General features: G+C 63.1%; 15 protein-coding genes. 7 read left to right on the top strand and 8 right to left on the bottom strand.

All coding sequences use genetic code 11. The features are described 5' to 3' along the window. Positions 1 to 93: 93 nt before the first annotated feature. The gene (locus tag DM806_RS01610) at positions 94 to 1,206 is read right to left on the bottom strand and encodes a TetR/AcrR family transcriptional regulator (protein ID WP_372859167.1); all 1,113 of its coding nucleotides are present in this window, start codon (positions 1,204 to 1,206) and stop codon (positions 94 to 96) included. A 251-nt stretch (positions 1,207 to 1,457) separates the two neighbouring features. Between DM806_RS01610 and DM806_RS01605 the strand changes: the two genes are divergently transcribed. Together DM806_RS01605 and DM806_RS01600 are read left to right on the top strand one after the other, a co-directional pair. Further along, complete coding sequence (locus DM806_RS01605; RefSeq protein WP_179041519.1) at positions 1,458 to 4,028, top strand: TonB-dependent receptor; 2,571 nt, start codon at positions 1,458 to 1,460, stop codon at positions 4,026 to 4,028. 14 nt (positions 4,029 to 4,042) lie between these two features. Further along, the gene (locus tag DM806_RS01600) at positions 4,043 to 5,107 is read left to right on the top strand and encodes a tyrosine-protein phosphatase (protein ID WP_179041518.1); all 1,065 of its coding nucleotides are present in this window, start codon (positions 4,043 to 4,045) and stop codon (positions 5,105 to 5,107) included. Positions 5,108 to 5,208: 101 nt separating this feature from the next. On the opposite strand, the gene DM806_RS01595 is transcribed toward DM806_RS01600, so the two are convergent. Further along, the gene (locus tag DM806_RS01595; protein ID WP_179041517.1) at positions 5,209 to 5,355 is read right to left on the bottom strand and encodes a lmo0937 family membrane protein; all 147 of its coding nucleotides are present in this window, start codon (positions 5,353 to 5,355) and stop codon (positions 5,209 to 5,211) included. A 238-nt stretch (positions 5,356 to 5,593) separates the two neighbouring features. Between DM806_RS01595 and katG the strand changes: the two genes are divergently transcribed. Continuing rightward, entirely contained in the window at positions 5,594 to 7,798 is a 2,205-nt protein-coding gene (gene katG / locus DM806_RS01590) for a catalase/peroxidase HPI (RefSeq protein ID WP_179041516.1), read from the top strand. Positions 7,799 to 7,853: 55 nt separating this feature from the next. Here katG and DM806_RS01585 read toward each other — a convergent pair whose 3' ends face one another. The 5 genes from DM806_RS01585 to DM806_RS01565 all read right to left on the bottom strand — a co-directional run bounded on the left by DM806_RS01585 (position 7,854) and on the right by DM806_RS01565 (position 16,879). Beyond that, positions 7,854 to 10,826 carry an amidohydrolase family protein gene (locus tag DM806_RS01585; protein WP_179041515.1) on the bottom strand — a complete coding sequence of 991 codons (2,973 nt, stop codon included), beginning with the start codon at positions 10,824 to 10,826 and terminating at the stop codon, positions 7,854 to 7,856. Between the two features lie 247 nt (positions 10,827 to 11,073). Further along, positions 11,074 to 11,706, bottom strand: a complete 633-nt coding sequence (locus DM806_RS01580) for a DUF4198 domain-containing protein (RefSeq protein WP_179041514.1) — start codon at positions 11,704 to 11,706, stop codon at positions 11,074 to 11,076. Between the two features lie 15 nt (positions 11,707 to 11,721). Next, positions 11,722 to 13,794 (bottom strand): TonB-dependent siderophore receptor, encoded by a 2,073-nt coding sequence (locus DM806_RS01575; RefSeq protein ID WP_179041513.1) that lies wholly within the window; start codon positions 13,792 to 13,794, stop codon positions 11,722 to 11,724. Between the two features lie 215 nt (positions 13,795 to 14,009). Continuing rightward, the gene (locus DM806_RS01570) at positions 14,010 to 14,747 is read right to left on the bottom strand and encodes a DUF3142 domain-containing protein (RefSeq protein WP_372859164.1); all 738 of its coding nucleotides are present in this window, start codon (positions 14,745 to 14,747) and stop codon (positions 14,010 to 14,012) included. Further along, positions 14,744 to 16,879 carry a hypothetical protein gene (locus tag DM806_RS01565; RefSeq protein WP_179041511.1) on the bottom strand — a complete coding sequence of 712 codons (2,136 nt, stop codon included), beginning with the start codon at positions 16,877 to 16,879 and terminating at the stop codon, positions 14,744 to 14,746. The genes DM806_RS01570 and DM806_RS01565 overlap by 4 nt, the downstream gene beginning before the upstream one ends. A gap of 324 nt (positions 16,880 to 17,203) precedes the next feature. Here DM806_RS01565 and DM806_RS01560 point away from each other — a divergent pair, with 324 nt between their 5' ends. Beyond that, a complete protein-coding gene (locus DM806_RS01560; protein ID WP_218647283.1) occupies positions 17,204 to 18,673 on the top strand; it encodes an ATPase domain-containing protein in 1,470 nt (489 codons plus the stop codon). After that, positions 18,670 to 20,682, top strand: coding sequence for a hybrid sensor histidine kinase/response regulator (locus DM806_RS01555; RefSeq protein WP_179041509.1), 2,013 nt, complete (start codon positions 18,670 to 18,672; stop codon positions 20,680 to 20,682). The genes DM806_RS01560 and DM806_RS01555 overlap by 4 nt, the downstream gene beginning before the upstream one ends. Positions 20,683 to 20,770: 88 nt before the next feature. On the opposite strand, the gene DM806_RS01550 is transcribed toward DM806_RS01555, so the two are convergent. Continuing rightward, positions 20,771 to 22,924, bottom strand: a complete 2,154-nt coding sequence (locus DM806_RS01550; protein ID WP_179041508.1) for a TonB-dependent siderophore receptor — start codon at positions 22,922 to 22,924, stop codon at positions 20,771 to 20,773. A gap of 242 nt (positions 22,925 to 23,166) precedes the next feature. Between DM806_RS01550 and DM806_RS01545 the strand changes: the two genes are divergently transcribed. Further along, entirely contained in the window at positions 23,167 to 23,688 is a 522-nt protein-coding gene (locus DM806_RS01545) for an RNA polymerase sigma factor (RefSeq protein ID WP_218647282.1), read from the top strand. Between the two features lie 154 nt (positions 23,689 to 23,842). Continuing rightward, positions 23,843 to 24,841 (top strand): FecR family protein, encoded by a 999-nt coding sequence (locus tag DM806_RS01535; protein ID WP_218647281.1) that lies wholly within the window; start codon positions 23,843 to 23,845, stop codon positions 24,839 to 24,841. Positions 24,842 to 24,886: the final 45 nt, after the last annotated feature.

Genomic DNA, 24,886 nt, shown 5'->3' with positions numbered 1-24,886 from the left:
CCGCAGACGTCATCCATTGACGGAGAAAAGGAGCGACACGCCATGGCGTGTCGTGACGAGCCATGCATGACGGCCCTGCGACCATGGCACGCGTCACAGCAGGGCCGCCAACGCCTCCATTTCCTCGCGGATCGCTGTCCGGGCTTCATCGGCGGAACTGTCGGCATGACGGCGCGCAAGGGCAGACAGGAAACCGGACAACAGCGCCGTTTCCAGATAACTGGAGTCCGGCCGGCCTGGCCGCAGCAGTTGCAGCAAATGGCGCGACGTCGCCCCCCTCAGATAGCGTAGCTGCAGACCAAAGGGGCGCAGGGCCGGGTCACGCGCGACGGCCAGATGCAGCGCGTCGATACCTCGGCCGCCCAGCGATCCGGCGATAAAATCGGCAATGCCATCCAACATCGCCGCCGGATCGGCCGGAGCGATGGAGGCGGTACGGGCGTGCAAGCGGCCAAGCGCACCGACATAGACCGCTTCGAACCCGGCCTGCAGCAATTCGGCCTTGGTCCGCCTTTTGTGAGAGACGACGCCGAGCGTCAGATCGGCCCGATCCGCCACGGCGCGATGCGTGACTGCGGACGGGCCGGCTTCCTCGATTAGGGTGGCGGCAGCCTCCGCGATGCGAGCGGTCGTGCCATCATGTTCGGGCACGTCGGGCGCCGTGGACAACGCTTCACGACGAGCAAAATCGCGCCAGGGGGCCGGTGGCACGGGCTGGCCGGTCAGCCACGCACCCAGGCCGCGCGCATATTCGCCCAACCCGGCCCGATCGACCGTGCGCCGCCAGTCGATCATGTGGAGGAAGGCCTCATTGTCGAAAAAGCGTTCGATCAACCTGGCATGTCTGGCAAGGCCGAAACGGGCGCTCGCCCGGCGCCAGAAATCCGCCCATAATCCGCACCAGCCCGCCCGCACTTGCGCACTTGCGCGACTGTCGGTGCGCAGCAACTGGCCCTCCCGCCATGCGAAGGCGATCTGCCTTTGTCCCATCACCCAATCGTCCACCGTGGCGGCGAAGAAGGCGACGAAGGCGGCGGGATCGGCGGGCAGGCCGTCCAGCTGGGCGATTCGATCATCACCCCACAGCCGCGCGCGCACCTGCGCCTCTTCCTGCGCGGTTTCGAACAACCGTTCCAGAGATCCAAAGTGATGATAGATGGAAGAAACCGGCGCAGAGGCAGCAACGGAGATTTGGCGCGCGGACACGACTTCGCCGCCGCCATGTTCCCAAAGGTGGAAAATGGCCTCTACCAGCTTGCTAGATGATGATTTCTTTTCATATTTTATCATTGGCTTCAGGGGTCCGGCGCGTCGGTGACATGCGGAAATATAGCAAGGGCGGACCGACCAGGCGAGCGGATTTGCCTGGCGCACACCCATCCCGGATTCCGGCGCGTCGTCACATTAGTTACATACAGGCGTTCTAGGCGCCCGGCGAACCAACCGGGGGACACATCATGACATTGCCCATCGCGACACTCCTGCGCACCACCGCCATCTGTGGCGCGATCGCCCTCATCCAGCCTGCCATCGCTGCCGATCAGCCGACGACCGCTGCCGTTCCGGCCGCCGGGGAAGAGGATATGGGTGAGATCGTCGTCACCGGCGCCATCCTGTCCGCACAGCAGGAGTCGATCGGACTGAAACGCGACGCGCTCAACATGACGGATATTGCCGCGTCCGACTCCGTCGGCCGCTTTCCCGATCAGAATGCCGCCGCCGCCCTGTCGCGCCTGCCGGCCGTCGCGGTGCAGCGCGACCAGGGTCAGGAACGCTATATCCAGGTCCGCGGCGCGCCCAACCGCTGGACCAGCGTCAGCATCGACGGCATTCCGATGGTGGGCGTGGACGAAGGCGGTGACACCCGCGCCTTTCGTTTTGACGCCATTCCTGCCGTGCTCCTGTCGCAGATGGTCATCAACAAGTCCCTGACAAGCGATCTTCAGGCCGACGCGGTAGTCGCGACCATCGACCTGCGCACCTATTCGCCGATGGAGCGCAAGGGGCTGCATATATCGGGCGACGCCGGCTATGGCATGATGGACCTGGGCGGCGGCGAACAGCGTCAGGGTTCGTTGCGCCTCTCCTGGTCAAACGATAATTTCGGCGTGGTGTTGGGCGGCTCCCATTATCGCCGCAAGCAGTTGACGGACAATCGCGAGGTTGGCGCCTATGACGCCAGCGGGCCGACCGAATTCGACGTGCGCCAATATAAGATCGAACGCTGGAACAACGGCCTGTTCGGCGGTGTAGAATATAGCCCGGCGGACGGCCAGCGCCTCTATGCCAAGGCGATCTTCTCCGAATTCAACGACAATGAACAGCGCAATCAATATGAATTCCGCCTGGATCGCGCGACGGGCGGCGCCCGCACGCAGGACAGCGGCACGCTGACCGGCGTTCCCCTGCGTGGCAGCTTCAACTTCGGCGAGTATCGGAACCGCAACTATATCGGCACAGTCGGCGGCGATTATGAAACGGACGATGGCCTGACCGCTTCCTTCAAGTTCAACTATACGCGCACCGAAAATACCAGCTATCTGCCACTGGTGCAGGCATCGACGAGCGGAGCGAACAATCTGTCGCTCAGCTACGACAACAGCGATCCCAATTTCCCGATCGTGACCATCAATGGTGTTTTCAATCAGGCCAGCCTGTCGAACAGTGGCGCCTATATGATCGCGGCGCGGCAGGAGACGGTGTCGGACAGTTATACGGCCAAGTTCGACATCGCCAGGGAAATGGGCGACTTCACCTTTTCCGCCGGTGGCCTCTATGCCGACCGCACGATCAACGGCACTCTCTTTTCCACCTCGAACCTGGCCTATATCGGCGCCTTGGGCGCCAGCGTGGGCCAGCCGTTCGACATCAACTCCTATGTGACCGGCAAGGCGTGGGACACCGGCTTCCCGCTGGGTGTGACGCTCAATTATGTCGATAATGTCGCCATGCGCCGCGACATAGACAGCCTGCTCGCCCGGATGGAGGCTGCCGGCCTCTACGACCCGGCGCTCGACAACCCCGACAGCGATCGGTACGCCCAGCGCGAAAAGACGCTGGCCGGCTATGTGATGGGCAAGATCGAAAGCGGCGCGCTGACCGCCATAGGCGGCGTGCGCATCGAACGTTACAGCATGAACAACAAGGGCACTGTGGTGGCAGGCGACATCGCCACGCCGCTGACCTATGACGACAGCAAGGTCGCCTTCTTCCCCAGTCTGAACCTGAAATATGCCGCAACCGACAATCTGGTGCTGCGTCTGGCCGGTCAGCGCAGCGTGTCGCGCCCGGCCTATGGCGCGATACGCATCGGCGCATCGATCAACGACACCAACAGCCCCGGCACGATCGGCGGCGGCAACCCGGCGCTGAAGCCCGAATATACCTGGGGCGCGGACGCCAGCATCGAATATTATCTGCCGGGCAACGGCATGATTTCCGTCGCGGCGTTCCACCGCTGGGTCGACAATGTCCTGTACCAGAACCAGGCCGTGGTCGGCAGCGACTTCTATAATTTCGGCGGCATCGACCGGTCCAGCTATCTGCTGAGCGGCACCTATAATGGCGAAAGCGGCAAGCTTTACGGTGTCGAGTTCAACCTGCTGAAGCAGTTCGATTTCCTGCCCGGCGCGCTGGACGGTTTGGGCTTTCAGGGCAATGTAACCCTGCTCGACGGCAGCTTCGACACGCCGACCGAAAAGGGCATCGCCTTCCAGGGCATGTCGAAGACGATCGCCAATGCCTCGCTCTTCTACGAGAAATATGGCATCTCGGCCCGTGTCAGCTATCAGTGGCGTTCGCACTGGCTGGACACGCTGGGGGGCATGGGCAGCGGCGAATATCGCCAGGGCTATGACAATCTCGACATATCGCTGCGCTATGCGCTGAATGAGAATCTGACCTTGTTCGCCGACCTGGCCAACTTGACCAACGAAAAATACATAGCCTATCAGGGCACGCCCGCCACGCCGACTGAAGTCGAGCAGATCGGGTCGCGTTACCTGTTCGGCGTCCGCTTCAGCTTCTGAGAGGAAACAGGATCATGCGGATCACCCTCACCTTCAGCCTGGCTCTCATCGCGCTCTCGTCGGCAACGCCAGGGATCGCGCGGGAAGCGGCAAGTCTGACCCGCATCGACGCGCAGAGCGTTGCTCTGGAACGGGGCGACATCGTTCCGACCGGCGTCTGGATCAGCAAGGACGACCGGATCGATAACGCCGATCAGAAGGTCGATGTAGCAATCGTCAGGGCCATAGCGAAAGGCGAGAAGATCACGCTGCCGATTCCCGCCAGCGAGCGCCGCTATGTCCTGCTCAAGGACAAGGGCGGCAAGGTCGCGGTCGCGGGCGAACGTGTCCTGCCGATCGAGCAGGGCAGTAATTTCCGCGACATTGGCGGCTATGTGACGAAAGATGGCCATGCCGTCCGCTGGGGCAAGGCGTTCCGGTCAGGCGCCATGCCGCTGTTCACGGAGGCCGATTATGCGCTGGTCGGGCAACTGGGCATCGGATCGGTCGTGGACCTGCGTTCGCTGGAGGAAAGGGACGTTGCGCCCGACCAGATTGACGACCGCACCGGCGCCTTGTTCATCGCCAATGATTACAAGATCGCGCCGTTGATGGCCAATTTTAGCAAGGGCAATGGCGAGAATGTCTATAAGGGCATGGAAAAGATGCTCGTGCCGCAATTGCGCGCGCTCTATCGCCGGATCGAGGCGAATGAGGGCGCGGTCGTCTATCATTGTTCAGCCGGTCAGGATCGCACCGGGATGGCGACGGCCATCCTCTATGATGTACTGGGCGTGGACAGGGACACGATCTTGAAGGACTATCATATGTCGACCGCACTGCGGCGGCCACAATATGAAATGCCCAAGGTCAATCCAGCCGATTATCCGAACAATCCGATCCTGAAATATTATTTCAGCGCTGATGAAAAGAAGCGCGCCGTTGCGGAGCCGCTCTACACGCCGACCGGCGCTTCGCATCTGGCGCAATTCTTCACCTATATCGACAGCGAATATGGCGGGTCGGAAGGCTATATGAAGAAGGCATTGGGGCTGACCGATACCGACATCGCCAAATTACGGGCAGCGATGCTCGATTGACGGCAGAATGATGGACGTCGCCTGTGAAGACCCATGCAGGCCTTCACAGGTGGCTATTCTACAGGCAGCACTGGGATGGCGCGGTGACTGTCGCGGCAAAACTAGACACGGCGCCCTGTCACCAGCTGATAAACGAGCACGATCACTGCCACCACCAGCAGCAAATGGATGAGGCCGCCGCCCACGGGTACGATAAACGCACCAAGCGCCCAGAGGACGAGGAGGATGAGCAGGAGGGTCCACAACATCATATTTCTCCCTAAACATATCAGAGTCATCAAACAGTTTACGATAAGCGTTGGTTCCGGCGCGGCGCTGACCGCGAGGGTCCAGCCTGAACGACAGCCTCGCCTGCATCGTTGCACTATCAGCGGCTAGGATTGTAACTGTCAGCGGATTTTCCAATTTCTGCTCCAGCCGTGCACAGGCCTATAAGGCCGTTAACAGCCGTAGGGTAGCGGCTGGCCCAACGAGAGGAGTCGATCCATGGACGCGAAAACGAGCGGAAGCCCCCTGAACGATCCAGGCAAGCAGCCGGCGGCATTGCGAACCCTGCTGGGGCGAACCAACCGGGACTGGTGGCCCAATCAGCTGACGCTGGACATCCTTCAGCAGAATGGCCGATCCGGCAATCCGATGGGCAGCGACTTCGATTATGCGAAGGAATTCAAGAGCCTCGATCTGGCGCAGGTTAAGCGCGACCTGACCGCGCTGATGACCGACAGCCAGCCCTGGTGGCCGGCTGACTATGGCCATTATGGCCCCTTCTTCATCCGCATGGCCTGGCACAGCGCGGGCACCTATCGCACCGGCGACGGGCGCGGCGGCGCTTCGTCGGGCACGCAGCGTTTCGCGCCGCTCAACAGCTGGCCGGACAATGCCAATCTGGACAAGGCGCGCCGCCTCCTCTGGCCGGTGAAGCAGAAATATGGTCGCAAGCTGAGCTGGGCGGACCTGATGATCCTGGCCGGCAACGTCGCGATCGAATCGATGGGCGGACCGGTGTTCGGCTTCGGCGGCGGGCGCGAGGATGTGTTCGAGCCGGAGAAGGACATTTATTGGGGTACCGAAGAGTTCTGGGTCGGCCAGGAAGGCAATGAAACACGCATTCAGCCCGAACGGGAAATGGTACTGGAAAGCCCGCTCGCGGCGATCCAGATGGGCCTGATCTACGTCAATCCTGAGGGTCCAGGCGGCAATCCCGATCCGCTCCAGTCGGCGCGCGACATTCGCGAGACGTTCGCCCGCATGGCGATGAATGACGAGGAAACGCTGGCGCTGACGGCCGGCGGCCATACGTTCGGCAAATGCCATGGCGCAGGCGACGCGTCCAAGGTCGGCGCGGAACCGGAGGGTGCGGATATCGCGCAGCAGGGGCTTGGTTGGCAGAGCGGGCATGAAAGCGGCATCGGCGACCATACCATCACCAGCGGCCTGGAGGGGCCATGGACCCCGACGCCGATCCAATGGTCGATGAACTATTTCCGCATGCTGCTCGACTATGACTATGAGCTGGTCCGCAGCCCTGCGGGCGCGCAGCAATGGCAGCCGAAGAACCAGAAGCCGGAGGATATGGCGCCGGGCGCGCACAGCCCCGAACGGCGCGTGCCGACGATGATGACGACCGCCGACATGGCGTTCCGCGAAGACCCGAAATATCGGGAAATCGCCGAGCGCTTCTACAGGAATCCGGATGAGTTCGCCGACGCCTTCGCTCGCGCCTGGTTCAAGCTGACCCATCGCGACATGGGGCCGAAGCCCCGCTATCTGGGACCGGACGTGCCGGCGGAAGACCTGATCTGGCAGGATCCGATCCCGGCGGGACAGGCGCTGAACGACGCCGATGTGGCGACGCTGAAGGGCAAGATCGCGGCCAGCGGTCTCAGCATCGGCCAACTGGTCAAAACCGCATGGGCGTCGGCCGTCACCTATCGCGATTCCGACAAGCGCGGCGGCGCCAATGGCGCGCGACTGCGTCTGGCCCCGCAAAAGGACTGGGCGGTCAATGAACCGGCCGAACTGGCCAAGGTGCTGGCGGTCTATGAAGGCATCAGGGGTGAGTTTGGCGGCAAGGTCAGCATCGCGGACCTGATCGTGCTGGGCGGCAATGTCGGCGTGGAGCAGGCGGCGAAGGCGGCCGGTCATACGGTCAGCGTGCCCTTCACCTCCGGTCGCGGCGATGCGACGGAAGCGCAGACCGACGCCGACAGCTTCGACCCGCTGGAACCCCGCGCCGAGGGCTTCCGCAACTATCTGGAGGTCCGCTTCAGCGTGCCGACGGAAGAGCTGCTGGTCGATCGCGCCCAGTTGCTGGGTCTGAGCGCGCCGGAAATGACCGTGCTGGTCGGCGGCCTCCGCGTGCTGGGCGCCAATCATGGCGGTAGCGCCCATGGCGTGCTGACCGAGCGGCCGGGCCAGCTGACCAACGACTTCTTCGTCAATCTGCTCGACATGCGGACGGCGTGGAAGGAAGTCAGCGACCGGGGCGACGAGGTGTTCGTCGGCACCGACCGCGACACCGATCAGGAAAAGTGGACGGCGACCCGGACCGACCTTGCCTTTGGTTCCAACTCGCAGTTGCGTGCGCTGTCGGAAGTCTATGCCGGCGCGGATGCCGGCGACAAATTCGTCACCGACTTCGTCAAGGCCTGGGCCAAGGTCATGGACGCAGACCGTTTCGACCTGAAGTGATCGATGACCGCCGCCGGGATTTCGGTCCCGGCGGCGATCGTTCCTATTTGGTCTGTTACTGGGCCGCGCCGACCAGTTCCCCGACATCATGGGTGACGCCGTTGGCCATGACCTTCCTGACCTTGAACGTATTGGCGATGTCCGCGCGCGGGTCCCCATCCAGCAGGACGATATCGGCGAGCTTGCCTGCCTCCAGCGTCCCGGCGTCCAGATTGAGCGCCTTTGCCGAATTGACCGTTGCGGTCTGGAGCGCCTGGAAGGGTGTCAGGCCCGCATCGACATAGGAGGCGATCTCCGCATGGAGATTGGTCGCGATCATCGTGTCAGTGCCTGCAACGACATGGGTGCCAGCATCATAGATCTTCTTGAGGCTGATGAGGCCGCCCGCCAGTAGCGGCCGGGTGAAGACCGCCATCGGATCATTGGTGCCGGTGACGGTTTCGCGCGCCCAGCTGGGATAGAGGTTGACGCGCGGATCGGTGCGATAATCGGGATGTTTTTCCAGATAGCCGGTCAGCGCGCCGAAATTGGTCGGGGTCAATGTGCGGCCGCTGCGGCCGAATAGCTGGATGACATCCTCATAGGCCATGCCGCCCGGTCCCTGCTTGGGGGAGTATCCGCGCCGACTGGTCGCGCCCAGATGTTCGGTGCCGTCGACGCCGGTATAGGCGGCCGGGAAGATTTCATGGCCAGACACCGGGATGCCCATGTCATGCGCCGCTTCGACGATCCGGCGCTGATACAGGTCGGGCATGCGGACATAGCTTTTGACGATGTCATATTTCAGCACCCGCGCCCGTTTCAGCTCCCGTTCCAGATGGGCCGGGCCGGACACGGCGATGCCCATCTTGTAATAGACGCGCTGCCATTCGAGCAGAGGTCCGCCGACATAGAGGCGTGGCGACAGGCGCACGCCCGCCTCGGCCGCCTCGCGATCCTCGACCGCATCATAGACCTGGGTGCCGGGATCGCGGACCGTGGTGATGCCATAGGCCAGCCAGGCCTTTTCCAGATTCGAGCCGAAATCCTTCTGAACATGCGAATGGAATTCGATCAGGCCCGGAATGGCGGTGAGGCCGGTGCCGTCGACGAACTTGCCATCCTTGTGCAGTGCCGCGTCATGATCGCGTATCTCGGCGATGCGATTGCCATCGACGATGATGTCCTTGTCATGCTGGGTCGTGTCGGTGACGGAATCGACCAGATTGCTGACATGGATGACGGTGCGGCCGGCCGGCTTGGCGAGGCGGTAGCTGAGGTCGATCGGCACGTCGGCAATGACGCCGGTGGCGACATTGATCGTCTTCAGCCTGTCGTCCGCCTGATAGAGGATCGTGCCGGAATCCGCCGTCCATGTGGGGTAGAAGGCGGTGCTGGCGGTATAGCTGCGCACCGGCCCCAGCGGCCTGGCGTCCTTGTCCACCGGCCAGATCTTGAGCAGTCCTTCATAAATGCCCGCCATCTTGGTGCCGTCGGGCGACCAGGCGGGGCCGCTGCCGCTGCGCGTGTCGAGCGACATATTGGGTTCGGGCAGCTGCCAGAAGGCTTCGCCCTTCCCGTCCGCCGGGATCACATAGACCTGGTTCGTGCCCTCGCGGAAGCTGTTGGAAAATTTGTAGGACAGGCTGATCGCGACATATTTGCCGTCCGCCGACCAGCTGGGGCTGCCCGGCTGGCCGAGCGAACCCTGGAGGCGCGTCACCTTGCCGGTGGCGACGTCCACGACGCAGACGCCCGCGACACCCCAGCGGCCGTCGACGTCGATGAAGGCGACGCGGGTGCCGTCGGGCGACCAGGCCGCGCCCAGGGGCTGGGTGTCCATATTGGTGAGCTGCCGATCCTTGCCGGTCTTCAGATCCTTGATCCAGAGCTGCGGCAGGCCGCCAATACGATCGGAACTGAAGACGATGCTCTGGCCATCGGGCGACCAGGCGGGATCGGCGTCGAGCGCGGCGTCCTTCGTCAGATTTTCCGGCGTGCCGCCCTTGGACGAGACGACGTAAAGATCGCCCACCGCAACGAAGGCGATGCGGCTGCCGTCGGGCGAGATATGCGGATGGACGATGCCCAGCGCCTTGCGCGGCTCGGTGGAGTCCCAGTCCCGCTTGGCGCGGGTGTAGCTGGGGTGGACGACCTCCAGCGTGGCGGCGAAATCGACGGTGGACAGGGCGTTGCCGCTGCGGCGACGGATCTTGCCGTCGGAGACATAATAATAGCCGCCCTTCCCCCAGGAGATGCGGAAGGGGAAGACATTTTCCTTGCCGCTGACCGGCTTGCCGTCGATTTCCAGATGGCTGCCGGCACTGTCGGCCACGACATAGGCGAGTTCACCGGACGGGCCGAAGGACGGAGCCTCGGCCTTGCCCTTCACTTGCCTGAGCAGGCTTTCCTGCCCGGTAGCGAGGGTGGTGACGTAGATGGCGCTCTTGATCATCCCGTCCCCGCCCGAATAGGCGATGCGGGCGCCGTCGGGCGACCAGCTGGGCAGGCGATCCTCGCGCGGATTGCTGCTGACCTGCTTCATCGCGCCGGTGGCGATGTCCAGCGTCCAGATGTCGTAATTGCCGCTGCGGTCGGAGGAGAAGGCAAGGCTCTTGCCATCGGGGGAGAAGACCGGATCGCGATCGTCATGGACGCCGTCGGTCAGCTTCTTCATGTCGCTGCCATCGGGCTTGATCGTCCAGAGATCATAATTGCCGTCGCGATAGGCGAAATAGGCGAGGCGCGAACCGTCCGGCGACCAGACGGGCTGGCGGGCGTCGTTGAAATAGTCGGTGATCCGCTTCGCCTTGCCGCCCTTGGCCGGGATGATCCAAAGGCTGCCCTGAAGGTCGACGGCGAGCCATTTGCCGTCGGGGGACACCGACACGGCCATGGAGGTGCCTTCATGGACGTCGAAGGCGGTGGGCTTTTCGCCACCGGGTGGAGGCAGATTGGCGGGCGGCGGCAGGTTGGCAGGCTGGGCAAGGGCGGGCGTGGCGGCGCCGAGCATGAGGGCGAGCGCGAGGGTCTTGAACGAAGACGTCATGTCGGATGATCCCCTGTTCCGTGCCGGCGACTATGTCTGCCGTTCGTAACCATGGGGAACGAAAGAGGGTATGAAATCCGCAACTTGATCGATCGGGAATGCAAATGCGAGAGAGGTGGATACCTATTTTCCTCGCTTAACTTCGCACATTTCCCGTAGATTTCGACATAAAGTTACGCCGCCGCGATCCTATCGGAAAGCGGCGGCGTGGAGCATAGCAGGGCCTGTCCCGATAGGACAGCGTGGGTCAGTCGTTCGCGAAGCTGAGCGACGCCATGTGATAGATGGTCGCGACCTTCTGCCCGGCGAGGGTCAGGTCGCCCTTTTCCTCATGCGTGGCCGACAGGATGTAGCGGCCCTTTTCCCGAAGCGGCAGCGCCACCTTGCCCTGGGCGTCAGTGGTGAAGGCCTTGGACCATTTGTCGGGCGTGAAGACGGTCAGCTTCGCATTGGCCACCGGCTTGCCGTCTCGGACCAGGGTGAAGCTGTCGGCGCCGGGCGCGGTCGGCACGATCTCCAGCGGCAGCGCGGCCTTGGCTTCACTGCGGCCGGCGCGGGCATAATAGATCACGCCTTCCTTCTTGCCCTCTTCACCCCAGGGCGCGAAGACGCTGTCGTCGATGACGCGCACGTCGCCGGCGGGCGCGGCAACCTCGATATAGCCCGTCTTGCGGACCTGCGCGGCCGAGGAGGCCGGGACGAGGCGCGGCGCCTTCAGATGTTCGAATTCGGGATCGCCGCCGGCGGGCATGACTTCGCCCGGTTCGCCCAGATAGATGCGTGCCGGACCGCTGCCGTCGCGCTCGACCCAGATTTCATGCGCCTGCGCCAGCGAGGGCAGACAGGCGATCGCCAGCAGCGCGGAAGTCCATTTCATCATCTTTCCTCTCCCTTGTCAGAACCGGATGCCGACCGTGCCCATGACGTTGCGCGGGGCGCCCATGAAGCAATCGCCGCGGGCCAGGCAGGAGGCGTAATATTTGTTGTTGAGCAGGTTGGTCGCATTGATCGCGAAGCGCCAGTTCTGCCAGTTGATCTCCGCCAGACCGTCGACCGTGGTGCGCGACGGGGTGACGATCGACCAGAGAGAACTGGTCGATATGCTCTTGCCGCTGTAGACCACGCCACCGCCCAGACGCAGCTGGGCTTCGTCGACGAGGCCGAAGGTCTTGGTCGACCAGATCGAGGCGGTGTGGCGCGGCATATAATCGAGGCTGGTGTTCACTTCGGACTTGAGCTTGCTGTAGCCATAATTGGCGAGCAGTTCGAAATTGCCGGGCAGGGTGTGGCTCGCCTCGATCTCGAAGCCCTTGGTCGTCAGTTCGCCCGACTGGGTGATGGAATTGAGCGGGCCATAAAGGACGCGGTTGCGTTCCTTGATCTTGAAGGCCGTGACCGTGACCAGCGTGGCCGGGGTCGGCTGCCACTTCACGCCCGCCTCGAACTGGGTGCCGGTCTGCGGTGTGAAGGGATCGCCGACGACGCCGCCCGGTCCCTGAAGATTGCCCGCCACCGGCAGGAAGCTTTCGGTGTAGCTGAAGAAGGGCGAGATGCCGGCGCCGATTTCGCCGATGATGCCGGCGCGGAAGGTGGTGGCATTGTCCTTCTGACCCGAGGAACCGGTGACACGGTCGCGGCGCGCGCCCAGCACGACCGAGACGCGATCGAAGAAGCGTATCTGGTCCTGCACATAGACGCCCAGCTGCTTCTGCGATTCATAGGCGAAGGGGCCGGTGGGATCGTAGGTCAGCAGCGCATCCTGGTCGATGTCGTAGAGGTCGACCGTCTCGAAGCCGCTGGCGTAGCGCTTGCCGACCTTGTTCCAGCTATAGTCGATGCCGACGAGCAGCTTATGCTCGATATTGGCGCCGGTGTTGAAGTTGAACTGGAGATTATTGTCGGTCGAAAAGACGTTCATCTTCGCGTCGCTCGCATCGGCATAAAGGCCTATGGTACGGCCGTCATCGCCATAGACCGAGAAGGGATCGAGCGGATTGGAATAGCTGTCGGCATAGTGCGTGAAATATTCAAGGTCGCTGTCGATATAGCGGGCCTTGAGGCTGAGGCGCACATTGTCCGAGAAGTTGTGCGTGATCGACCCGCCGCCCTGCAGCGACCGGCCATTGTAACGATCCCAGCCGGGCTTGCCGACGAACGCATATTGACCGAGCTTGCCGGTGGGGTTCGCGCTGTTCGGACGGAAGGTGCCGACGATCGGCAGGAATTGCGAGGTCGAGCCGGTGTCGTCCTCCTGATAGAGACCCGTCAGGACAATGTCGGTGTCGGGGGTCGGCTGCCAGCGGATCGATGGCGCGAACATCACGCGGTCGTCGGGCACATGATCGACATAGGTGTCGGCGTCGCGGACGCGGCCGACGAAGCGGACCGCGAGATTATCCGCCAGCGCGACATTGACATCGCCCATCGCTTCCTTGCGGTCGAAGCTGCCATAGACGAGGTTCAGTTCGCCGCCCGTCCTGAACTCCGGCGTCTTGGAGACGAGGTTGACGAGGCCGCCGATCGACCCCTGGCCGAACAGCACCGACGCCGGGCCGCGCACGATTTCCACGCGCGAGAAATTATAGGGGTCGGACGTGATGCTGGCATAATAGCTGAAGATGTCGCGCATGCCGTCGCGGAACTGGAGCGCGTCGATGCCGCGCACGTTGAAGCCGTCAACGCGGGTGTCGCGCCCATAGGGATTGGCCAGCACGCCGGCGGCATATTTGACCGTGTCGCTGATGCTGATCGCACCCTGCGACAGATACTGGTCGGCGGTGATGACCTTGATCGGCTGCGGCAACTGAATGAGCGGCGTTTCGGTTTTCGTGCCGGCGTTGGCGGCGGTGACGACGATCTGGTTTTCGTCGCTCGGCGCGTCGGCGGCATCCGCTTCGGCGGCGTGCACGGCCGGATTCCACAACGCGATCAGCGCAGCCCCACTCAACGCCATAACCCGGATATTCATGTCACGTCCCCTTTTGCGACTCATTTGCGATCGCACGTAGCGATAATGCGACCGAATCGCAAATCCGGAGACATGAGGATCGCAAGAACGTCCGCGCACGGCTCTTCGCTCGTGACAGGAGACCCTGCCCTCCCCCCCCCCCATCGGCAGTGGCCTGCCTTGGCGGGGGCAGTTCGACAGCCCTCAGCGCGTCCTGACGCCGCGCATGACAGAAATCATCCGCGCGTGGATTTCACGCTGGACAACAGAAACACGACATAGCCTCGAAATTGGGGATGCCGGGCCAATATGGGCGGCGCCTGCCATGCCCCGCCCTCGACCAACGCCACCCGGAAAGGGATCGGGAAATCCTTCATTCGCCGGAAATACTCCTCATAGCCCGCTATGGTCGTTCGCCCCTGATAGGTCTGCACCACCACTTCGTCGATCTGCCCGGCCAGAGCCGCGAGCGCCCGCGGATCGCCATGCGCGCTCCAGTCCATCAGCCCCGTGATCGACAGCCGCCACTGGCGCGGCAGCCGCCGGCGCAGATCGTGCAGGAAGCGGGCATAGCCGTCGATGCCATGCGTGGCCGCATCGAAATCCACCTGGAGGCCCGCGACCTGATTGCCGGCCTCCTGCCAGCGACGCAGGTCGTCGAAAATGGCCGCATAGGTCGCGTCATTCCAGTCCAGCCGATCCGCCCTGACCACCAGCCATAGGGTCTTGCCCGGCAAGCGGGGCAACCCCATGCGCAACCGTTCCAGGCGGGACGGACCGCCGCGCCGGACCTCTCCATCAAGGAGATAGACGATCCTGGGCCGCACATCCCTGGCCGGGTGGACGCCGGGCCACAGGTAGAAGGCCTCATAGGCGGCCGGATCGACGCCGACCGCATCCGCCTGACGCTGGCAACCGGCCAGCGCCATGGACGCCAGCAGCGCCAATCCCCATCCATGGATGCGTGTCTTCACCAGTAATAGCGCAGCGACTTGGCCCAGCGGCTGTCGGGATAGCGCTGTTTCAATTCGGTGAACCATGCCTTGCGATCGGCTTTGGGCGCTTGCGCCGCTTCCATCTCTTCGAAGGTGAGATTGGGGCCGCTGCAACCATTATAGCCTGATGGCGCATAACACATGACCGCGCGATACAGGGCATAGGCGCGCTCTTCGGCCGCGGCGTTCCTGTCGGCGATGATCGCCGAGTAGATATCCGAGCGCGACGTAGACCGACCGGGGAATCCATCGGGGACATTTCCCAGCGACACCCTGTCCTTGTCCGCCTTGAACAGGCCGAACCCGTCAAACCCGTTCAGGCGATAAAAATCGCCCAGGCACAGCTTCGCCCTGCGATCGGCCGGAGAGCGGGCGAGCATGGCAGCGGTCTGGGCTATGGCCGGGCAAGCAAAGCCGTCGGACCATTTGCCCTTGCGGAACAGGCCGACGGGAATCTTGTCCTGATAGGCGAAGTCCCATAGCCCGCCTTCCCCGTCCGCATTGGCGGGAACCAAGGCAAGATCGGCGGCGAAATCGGCAAAACTTCCCCTGGTCAGATCCTTGTAGAGCAGGGTGAAGCGGGCCACGTCGCGCTCATGCGACGGGCGGGAAGCGTCTTTCGCGCTGCCGCGCAAGATGACCGGGGTTGCGACGGTTTGCAGCAATATCCGGCGCGTGCTGCTGTCGGTAATGGGTGATCCCGGCGCGAAGACCTGATCCAGCCGCCCGTCGCGCTGCCAGCGAATGGCCAGCCCCAACTCGACGAGCGGTCGTTCATAAAGCGGGCTGGCCCCGCCCAGCAAGTCGCGCCAGAAGCCCGCCTCATTGGGATCGCGCGCCTGGCCCAGCGCCATGCCGCGCAGCATCTGGCGGCTGAAGCCAAGCGGCGTGAACCGCTTTTGCCGCGCCGCGTCGGGCAGAAGGGTCAGGATCGCCTTTGGATCTTCCCCTGCATAATAAGCACGGGTCGCCAGAAGCAGCCCGTATAGATCGGGATGCGCGGCGAACTGCCCCTTTTGCGCTGCGAGCATATTGGCGGACAGGGCGGGCTTGGCGTCCTGCGCCCGCATCCGTTTGAGGTCGGCGACCGCCAGCAACAACGGCGCATCGCCCAGTCCATCGATGATCGCGCCCGCATCCTGCCGTTCCAGCAGCTTGATGTCGATTTCCTCGGCAAGATCGGCGGCTGCCTCGTCATGGCCCGGCGTCGTTGCGAGGAGTTTCTCATAACGGCGGGCAAGGGCCGCCATGTCCCCGCTCAGCCATGCCACGCGCCGCGTCAGCCCCTGCGCCGATGCCGCATAATGCCCCCTGGGATAGGCTTTGAGATAGGCAGCGATGGCATCGCGCGCCTCGGCGAGGGCGGCGCGGTCGACTTTTTCCGGCCCGGCAAAATCGCCATATTCATTCACCGCTTGCGCAACAGCGGCGCGCAGGCCGATGCGGATCGGCATATATTGTGCGGTTTCCGCCACCCAGCGGCTACGGGCGCGCGCCAGCGGGGCAAAGCCTTGTCTCGCGGCCGGCCAGTCGCCCCGGTGGAACGCGTCGGCGGCCTTGAGATAGGCCAGATATTCGCGGCCCGGCTTGCTGGAGACGGCAATATCGGTCCAGTTCACCTCGCCGCAGCCCGTCCGTGCGCGAAGCCGGCGTAGGCCGGCGCGCTCTGCCTCTGAGAGGCCCGGCTCGGCGGCGAGCGCCGCGTCAAAGACCGGTCCTGCGTCGGATGACAATGCGCAGGCCGGGGCATTCTCTTCCCGCTGGCCGGTCACGGCCGGTTGAGGCCAATAGGCGGCGCGCAGGCCCGGCCATGTCATGAAGGACTGTCCGAACTGCGGATCGTTCACATCCATGGTCTCAACAGCGGGTTTTTCCTCTACAGGGCCAAGGCTGCGCATCAGCAGCAGCAGATTGATCCGCGTATCGTTGCCCGGATTGATGGCCGCCCGTCCCCCGCAGTCATAGTCGGGCGACGCCAGCTGCCAGGACGGCGAACAGGATGAGTCAGCGCAGGCCCATAACGCCCCGCCCAGTCCAACGCCGGACAGCACGACCGTCGCAACCATCACAGCTATCGGATGTTTGCGACGAAATGCGATGCGATAGCCCATATGGTCCTGCCGATTGTCTTCTTTGATCGTGAAGCAGGAAATTGAACAAAAGATGGCGTGCAGGCAATGGTGCATGGTCAGTCCCAGGCCAATCCCGCCCCCTAAATGGTGACAGCGGAAGGCCGGCTGATCGTCAGACATCATATTGCTGCAAATCATGAGCAAAGACCGGAGGTAACGGCAAAAAACCATGACAGACCACGGAACCGCCCCTGATCTGGATCAGTTTATCCGGGCATTGGCCGGCGTCGTTGCTGTGCTAGTCAGTGAGAATATCTTGCTGCATGGGATCAGAATGTGACGAACGCCTCTACTGAGCTTGCCTTGACCGGCGTTTCCGGACTCGATGACATATTGGTGGGCGGATTGACGCGCGGCAGAGTCTTTCTGCTCGAAGGAAGCCCTGGTACGGGCAAGACCACCATAGCGACACAATTTCTGATGGAAGGCGCGGCGCGGGGTGAGACATGCCTCTACGTCACCTTGTCGGAAACCGAGGACGAGATGCGCGACGGCGCATTGTCGCACGGCTGGGATCTGGCCGGGATCGACCTGTTCGAACTGGTGCCACCCGAAAGCCTGCTTGATGAAGAGCAGCAGCAGAGCCTGCTCTATTCCTCCGATCTGGAGCTGGGCGAAACGACACGGCGTATTTTCAAGGCCTTCGAGCAGGTGAAGCCCGACCGGGTGGTGCTGGACAGCCTGTCGGAAATCCGGCTGCTCGCACAAAGCTCGCTGCGCTACCGGCGCCAGATATTGGCGCTCAAACATTATTTTTCGACCCAGAAGGCGACGGTGCTGATGCTGGATGACCTGACGGCCGACACGCTCGACAAGACGGTTCACAGCGTTGCCCATGGCGTCATCCGGCTGGAGGAGCTTTCGCCGGAGTATGGCCCGGAACGGCGCAGGATGCGGATCATCAAATATCGCGGACGGCGCTTTCGCGGCGGGTTTCACGACTTCGTCATCGATACCGGCGGCGTCCGCGTCTTTCCCCGCCTCGTGTCCGCCGAACACAAGACCGATTTCGTCCGCGACCGGCTTCGCAGCGAGTCGCCGGAACTGGACGCGCTGCTGGGCGGCGGCATCGAACGTGGATCGAGCGTTCTGGTGCTGGGGCCGGCGGGTACCGGCAAGTCGCTGCTCGTCCTGACCTTCGTCGCGGCGGCCATTGCACGGGGCGAGCGCGCGGCCATGTTCGTGTTCGACGAGGAAATCGGCTTGCTGTTCAATCGCGCCCTGGGCCTGGGCATCGACATGCAGGCCATGGTGGACGCGGGAAATCTGGTCATCGAACAGGTCGATGCGGCCGAATTGTCTCCTGGGGAGTTCTCCCAGCGTGTCCGCACCTGTGTCGAACGACATGGCGTCAGGACGATCATCATCGACAGCCTGAACGGTTATCAGGCGGCGATGCCGGAAGAGAAGGCGCTGGTCCTCCATATGCACGAATTGCTGCAATATCTGAACCGGCAGGGCGCCACGACTTTCCTCACCGTCGCGCAACATGGCCTGGTGGGCGACATGAAGGCGCCGGTGGACGTCACCTATCTGGCCGATACGGTCGTGCTGCTGCGCTATTTCGAGGCGTCGGGCCGCGTGCGCCGGGCCATGTCGATCATCAAGAAGCGCACCGGGGCGCATGAGGACACGATCAGGGAATTCAAGATCGGCCAGTTCGGCATCCGCCTCGGCGAGCCGCTGACCGGCTTTCAGGGGGTGCTGCGCGGCGTCCCGACCTTCACCGGCGGACAGGGCAGCCCTTCGCTGCTCGAAGATGAGAAAAGGTGATCCCGCACCTTTCCGAACGTGCGATCATCCTGGCGCCACGCGGCCGCGATGCCGCTATCGCCGCTTCGATCCTGGAAGAGGCGGATCTTCGCTCGACGATCTGCACATCGCTGCGCCATCTCGTGAGCGAACTGGAGAAGGGCGCCGGCTTCGCCCTTCTGGCGGAGGAAGGGATGCGATCCGACAATCTGCATCCCCTCGCCCAATGGCTGGACGCGCAGCCCGAATGGTCGGATTTTCCCTTCGTTCTGCTGACCCAGAGAGGCGGGGGCATCGAACGCAACCCGGCCGCCAAACGCTTCCTCGACATGCTTGGCAATGTCACCTTCCTTGAACGGCCTTTCCATCCGACGACCCTGGTCAGCCTGGCACGGTCCGCATTGCGCGGACGGCGACGCCAATATGAGGCGCGCGCCCGGCTGGAAGAACTGCACCGGGGGGCGGAACGCTATCGCTCGCTGTTCGAATCGATCGACGCCGGATTCTGCATCGTCGAAATGATATTCGACGACCGGGGGGGACCGGCCGACTATGTCTTCGTGGAAGCCAATCCGGCGTTCGAACGGCAGACCGGCCTGCAGGATGTCGTGGGCCGATCGATGCGATCGATCGCGCTAGGGCATGAGCAGCATTGGTTCGACATCTACGGCAAGGTCGCGACGACCGGGGAGCGTGTTCGATTTGAACAGCAGGCCGAGGCGCTCGGAAAGATCTGGTATGATGTCTATGCCTTCCGGGTCGGCGAGCCGGAAGCCAGGCGGGTGGCCATATTGTTCAACGACATTTCCGATCGTCGCCGGGTCGAACTGGCGTTGCGCAGGAGCGAGGAAAATCTGCGCGCACTCAACGAGACTCTGGAACAGCGCGTGAAGGAACGGACGCGCGCGCTCGAACAGGCGCAGGAAGCATTGCGGCAATCGCAGAAGCTGGAGGCGATGGGGCAATTGACCGGCGGCGTCGCGCACGACTTCAACAATCTGCTGACACCGATCGTCGGGAGCCTCGACCTGTTGCAGCGCCGCGGCATCGGCGGCGATCGCGAACAAAGGCTGATCGAAGGCGCCGTGCAGTCGGCGGAGCGGGCGCGCATGCTGGTCCAGCGTCTCCTGGCCTTTGCGCGGCGGCAGCCATTGCAGGCGACGGCGATCGACATCGGCAATCTGGTCGGGAATATGGCAGACCTCATCGCCAGCACCTGCGGTCCCCGGATCCGGCTGAAGCTGGATCTCGCCCCGGACCTGCCGCGCGCCAATGCCGATGCCAACCAGATCGAGATGGCGCTGCTGAACCTGACGGTCAATGCCCGCGATGCGATGCCCGACGGCGGAGCATTGACGATCGGCGTGGCATGCACGGACATGGCAGACCCGGAAAAGTCCGGTTTGCGGGCCGGCAAATATATCCATCTGTCCGTGACGGACACCGGCATCGGCATGGATTCGGTCACGATCGCGAAAGCGATCGAGCCCTTTTTCACGACGAAGGGCATTGGCCAGGGCACCGGCCTTGGCCTGTCGATGGTTCATGGCCTCGCCGCCCAGCTGGAAGGCGCCATGACGATCGACAGTGCGCCAGGCCGCGGAACCGCCATCCACCTGTGGCTCCCCGTGACGGAAGAGGCGCCGGACCAGCCGCCGGCCGGGCCGGATATCGAACCGATCACCGCGGACAGAGGAACGGTGATGGTCGTCGATGACGAGGAACTGGTGCGGGAGAGCACCGCGCACATGCTGGGCGAGCTTGGCTATCATGTCATCGAAGCCAGGTCGGCGGAAGAGGCGCTCCATCTGCTGGAAGAAACCGAGGCGATCGACCTGCTCGTCACCGACCATCTCATGCCGGGGATCACGGGGACGGACCTTGCCATCCAGGTGCGGGCGAAGCACCCGACCACCCATGTCCTGATCGTGTCGGGATATGCGGAAAGCCAGGGCATCGCTGCGGATCTGCCCCGGCTGACCAAGCCTTTCAAACAGAGCGACCTCGCCAAGATCCTGTCTCAGCTCTGATCGCCGAACAACTTATCCGAAGTCGTGCAGGCGCAGCCATGAACGGTCGACATGGGCGTTGGCCGCGGTCACGTCTTTCCATCCGCCATCACAAGGCGCCGCGCAGCGTGACCGTGAAGGCGCGCGGCGTTCCGTAGCGGGAACTGCCGATGGCCAGGCCCGAATAATAGGTCTTGTCGAAGATATTGTCCGCATGAACCGCCAGCGACAGCCGATCCGAGAAGCGATAATTGGCCATCAGGTCCACGATCGCCAGGCTGCCCTGCGTGTAGATTTCGCCGTTGGGGCCTTCGCCATCGGCGGTCGTCCTGCCCTGCCAACGCAGATTGCCGCCCAGAGTCAGTCCGTCCAGTTCGCCCGGCAGCTTGTAGGAGGTGAACATCTTGAAGCTGTTCTTCGCGATCTGCGGAAGCTGGCGCACGCCGTCGCGATCCTCTGCGCGCGCATTGGCAAAGCCGCCCGCGACACGCCAGCCGGGCAGGATCTCGCCATTGACTTCCACTTCGAAGCCGGACGACTTCATGCCTGACACCGCGTGATAGGCGGCGCTTCCATCCGGTGCGAAGATACCCGCGCCATCCGCCAGGGCATAATTGTCCTGCTTCATGCGGAACACCGCGGCGCTGGCGCTCAACCGGCCTTCGAGAAAGTCCGCCTTGAGGCCGGCTTCATATGTATTGCCTTCCAGCGGGGCGAGCATATCGCCATCCACCGTGCGGTTCGTCTGCGGTTCGAAGACGCTGGCATAGCTGACATAGGCGGAAATGGTCTTGGTGAAGTCCAGGACGATGCCGGCATAAGGTGTGAACACCGCCTTTTCATTAAGGGCCGGGGTCCACTCCCTGGCGCCGGCGCTGTCGAGCGAATAGCTGTCCTGCTTCCACCAGGTCAGGCGTCCACCCGCTATCACTGAAAGCGGCGAAATGGGCTTCAGGCGCACGACGCCGGCGGCGGCGCTGGTCTTGACCCGATTGCCGGAGCGGCCGTCGGACGTCGTCAGATCGGGCTTGAGCGTGCTGCCGGTCTCGAAAAATTCAAGCGCATTGATCGACCGCGCATAGTCGCCGCGATACCACCAGCCCGGATAGGTCGTCTGGTCGTCGTCGAACTGCGCATGGCTCAGCGTCAGCGCGACATGCTGTTCCTGCCCCAGCGCCTCGAAACTGCCGCGCAGGTTCGCATAGACTCCGGTAAGCGTCAGGTCGGATGCCCAGCGAGCGGAATAGAGCGTACCACCAAGTCCGGTCTGCTTGTCGATCGCCGTGCCGAAGAAATAGCCGATGGTTTCGTCATAGGAACCGGATTTGTGTTCGGCGTCGATCTGCAAGTGCCAGTTCGGATCGAAATCATGGGCGAGCGAGGCGAAGAGGTTCAGGCTCTTCCTGCTGAAATCGGACCAGTCGGCGCCACCATTGGTCGATCGCTTGAAGTCCGTTTCCGTACCATCGGTATAATAGAGCGGCACGCCGCCGCGCGATGCGCCCTTGTTCCGGAAATTCTGATATTCGATCCCGGCGGTCAGCAGCGTGTCCGGCGTCAGATCGGCCTCGACCACGCCGTAAACTGCCTGGCGCTTGGCATGTTCGCGGTCGATGAACGTGTCATTATCCTGCCAGGCGCCCGCGACGCGAGCGCGAACATGCCCGTCCGATGTCAGCGCGCCGCCGACATCACCCTCGATCCGGTACATGTTCCACGATCCTGCCGTGGCGGAGATGCTGGCGCGCATCTCGGCGCCCGGACGCTTGCGGATCATGTTGATCGCCGCGGAAGGCTGGCCGGTGCCGGTCATCATGCCGGCCGATCCACGGATCACCTCGATCCGCTCATAGGCAATGAGGTCGGCGGTGTCCTCGGTGAAGCCGTAGATGTTGCTCGGGCGTGCAACGCCATCGACCAGATAATTCTGCACGGCGAAACCGCGCGCGGCATATTTGGTGCCGTCCGTGCCAAGCGCGCTGGAGCGGTTGGACTGGATGCCGACGATCTGCTCCATCACTTCGGAGATATCGTAAAGCCCCTGTTCCTGCATGCGGACGCTGTCGATGACGGTGACGGATTGTGGCGTTTCACGGGACGACAGGCTGAGACCGGTCGTCTCGGTCTGACCCGTGACCACGATGGAATCCGCGCTGGTATCGTCCACAGGCGCCTGCGCACGGGCATTGGCGGAGCCGAATAGAATGAGGGCCAAAGTCGACGATAGTGAGTGACGGAAAAGAATCTTGGTCGTGAGAGACATGCTGCACCCCCGGAAAACGCGATGGGCCTGACATGGCAGTCATCGCTGTGCGCGGCGGCCTTTAGTGCGATTGATTCGCATATGCAACAGTTGGGAAACAATTTTTGGGAAAAGCGTCGGCGATTATCGGGCCGGTCTTTTCAGGCGCGGGCGAATTCAGCTGCCAATCCTGGCGTGCAGCTCGACTGGCCAATGTCAATGGTATTGAGAATCGATCGCATTTAAGCTAGGCGCCGCGCAGGATGTTTCAGGGACAGATGATGGCGGGACGATTGACCGCGACTTTCCACGATTATTACGCCGATCTGGTCCGCTATCTCACCCGGCGGACCGGCGATGCCGGGCGCGCTTCCGACATCGCGCAGGAAACCTATGTCCGCATCGCATCGTCCGAAGCGGACATGAGTGCCGTCGAAAATGACCGTGCCTATCTCTATCGCGTCGCGGGCAATCTGGCGGTCGACAGCCTGCGCCGCGAATATCGTCAGTCGACCTGGTTATCCGGCGAGGAACCGGGCGACGATCTGGTCGATCCCGCGCCTTCGCCGGAGCAGGTCGCGATAGGCAGGGATGATCTACGTCGATTGGATGCCGTGCTGGATGGATTGCCGCCCAAGGCGCGGCTCGCGCTGCTCCTGTTCCGCGTCGATGGCTTGTCCCACGCGGAGATTGCCGCACGCCTGGGCGTGTCCAGCAGCATGGTCGCCAAATATATCGGGCAGGCGTTGCGCCATTGTCGCGATGCGATGTGGCAGGACCAATAAAGGCTCGCCCCGCCCCTCGGCAAAAATTTTGCCGCACTGCTGCAATTCTGAGCGAGCTGGAACGTCTTGGTCAATGAAGGCACTTTTGCCTCTGGACCGGGGACCGCCTGCTTGCCTGCCCAAGCCCTGATGAACGAGCCGTCCGGAGCCTGACATGGAGGATGGCCCGTCCCCGTCCGATCGGCTGACGCCACGCAACCGGGCGCTCAGCGACGAAGCGATCGACTGGATCGTGCGCCTGAGATCGGGCGAGGCAACCGACAAGGACAGGGAAGACTTTGACGCCTGGTGCATGCGTTCTCCCGCGCATGCGGCCGCCATCGACGAAGCGGCGGAGATATTGGCGAAATTAGGGGATAGCGGCAGCGCACGGGATCACCGCATGACCGGCGCTGCACTGCGCATCTCGGCTCCGCTGGCCCAAAGCCACGCAATCAACCGGCGCATGATATTGGGTGGCGGCATAGCCGCCGGCCTCGTCGCAGGGCTGGGGTCCAGCGGGATATTCGGACCACCTTCCCGCTTGCTGGCCGACTATGGCACCGGCGTCGGCGAACGTCGGCGCCTCAGACTGGCTGACGGCAGCACCATATGGCTCAACACCGCATCGGCCTTGTCCGTCGCTCTCTCCGGCAGAGAAAGGCGACTGACCCTTCATGCCGGGGAGGCTCTGTTCGAGGTCGCAAAAGACCGCCATCGCCCCTTCATCGTCGAGGCCGGCAGTGGCGAGGCGGAAGCATTGGGCACCATCTATTCCGTGCGGCGGCACGGCGATCTGGCCGAAGTCGCGGTACGCGAAGGACGAGTCGCCGTTCGCAGCGGCCGCGACAGCACGCGCCTGGTAGCCGGGCAACGACTGACCTTCGGCGAAGGCCTGCTGGGCGCGGTCCGATCGGCAGACATGACGGCCATGGCCGCCTGGGTTCGGGGCAAACTCATATTCAACGACCAGCCGGTAGCGGACGTCATGGCGGAAATGGAACGCTATCATCATGGCCGCATCATCGTACTGGGCGACCGCCTGCGCAGCCTGAATGTCACGGGCGTGTTCGCGCTGGACGATCCTGAAAGTCTCTTCCGCTCTGTGGCTGGCACGGCGGGCGCGCAGGTCATTCAGATGCCGTTCCTCACCATCCTCCGGTCGCCTTCCTGATCGGCATGCCAAATATTTTTGCGGTCCGACTGTAAAAACGCCTCC

The organism is Sphingobium lactosutens (assembly GCF_013393185.1).
Taxonomy (GTDB): Bacteria; Pseudomonadota; Alphaproteobacteria; order Sphingomonadales; family Sphingomonadaceae; genus Sphingobium; species Sphingobium lactosutens_A.
The sequence above is the reverse complement of the archived record's forward strand: the minus strand, read 5'-3'. Positions and strand labels throughout refer to the sequence as shown.

Coding starts and splice junctions, on each gene's coding strand:
- DM806_RS01605 (WP_179041519.1), top strand. CDS start 1,458: ATGACATTGCCCATCGCGACACTCCTGCGCACCACCGCCATCTGTGGC.
- katG (WP_179041516.1), top strand. CDS start 5,594: ATGGACGCGAAAACGAGCGGAAGCCCCCTGAACGATCCAGGCAAGCAG.
- DM806_RS01575 (WP_179041513.1), bottom strand. CDS start 13,794: ATGAATATCCGGGTTATGGCGTTGAGTGGGGCTGCGCTGATCGCGTTG.
- DM806_RS01550 (WP_179041508.1), bottom strand. CDS start 22,924: ATGTCTCTCACGACCAAGATTCTTTTCCGTCACTCACTATCGTCGACT.
- DM806_RS01545 (WP_218647282.1), top strand. CDS start 23,167: ATGTTTCAGGGACAGATGATGGCGGGACGATTGACCGCGACTTTCCAC.
- DM806_RS01595 (WP_179041517.1), bottom strand. CDS start 5,355: ATGTTGTGGACCCTCCTGCTCATCCTCCTCGTCCTCTGGGCGCTTGGT.
- DM806_RS01585 (WP_179041515.1), bottom strand. CDS start 10,826: ATGACGTCTTCGTTCAAGACCCTCGCGCTCGCCCTCATGCTCGGCGCC.
- DM806_RS01565 (WP_179041511.1), bottom strand. CDS start 16,879: ATGGGCTATCGCATCGCATTTCGTCGCAAACATCCGATAGCTGTGATG.
- DM806_RS01600 (WP_179041518.1), top strand. CDS start 4,043: ATGCGGATCACCCTCACCTTCAGCCTGGCTCTCATCGCGCTCTCGTCG.
- DM806_RS01535 (WP_218647281.1), top strand. CDS start 23,843: ATGGAGGATGGCCCGTCCCCGTCCGATCGGCTGACGCCACGCAACCGG.
- DM806_RS01580 (WP_179041514.1), bottom strand. CDS start 11,706: ATGATGAAATGGACTTCCGCGCTGCTGGCGATCGCCTGTCTGCCCTCG.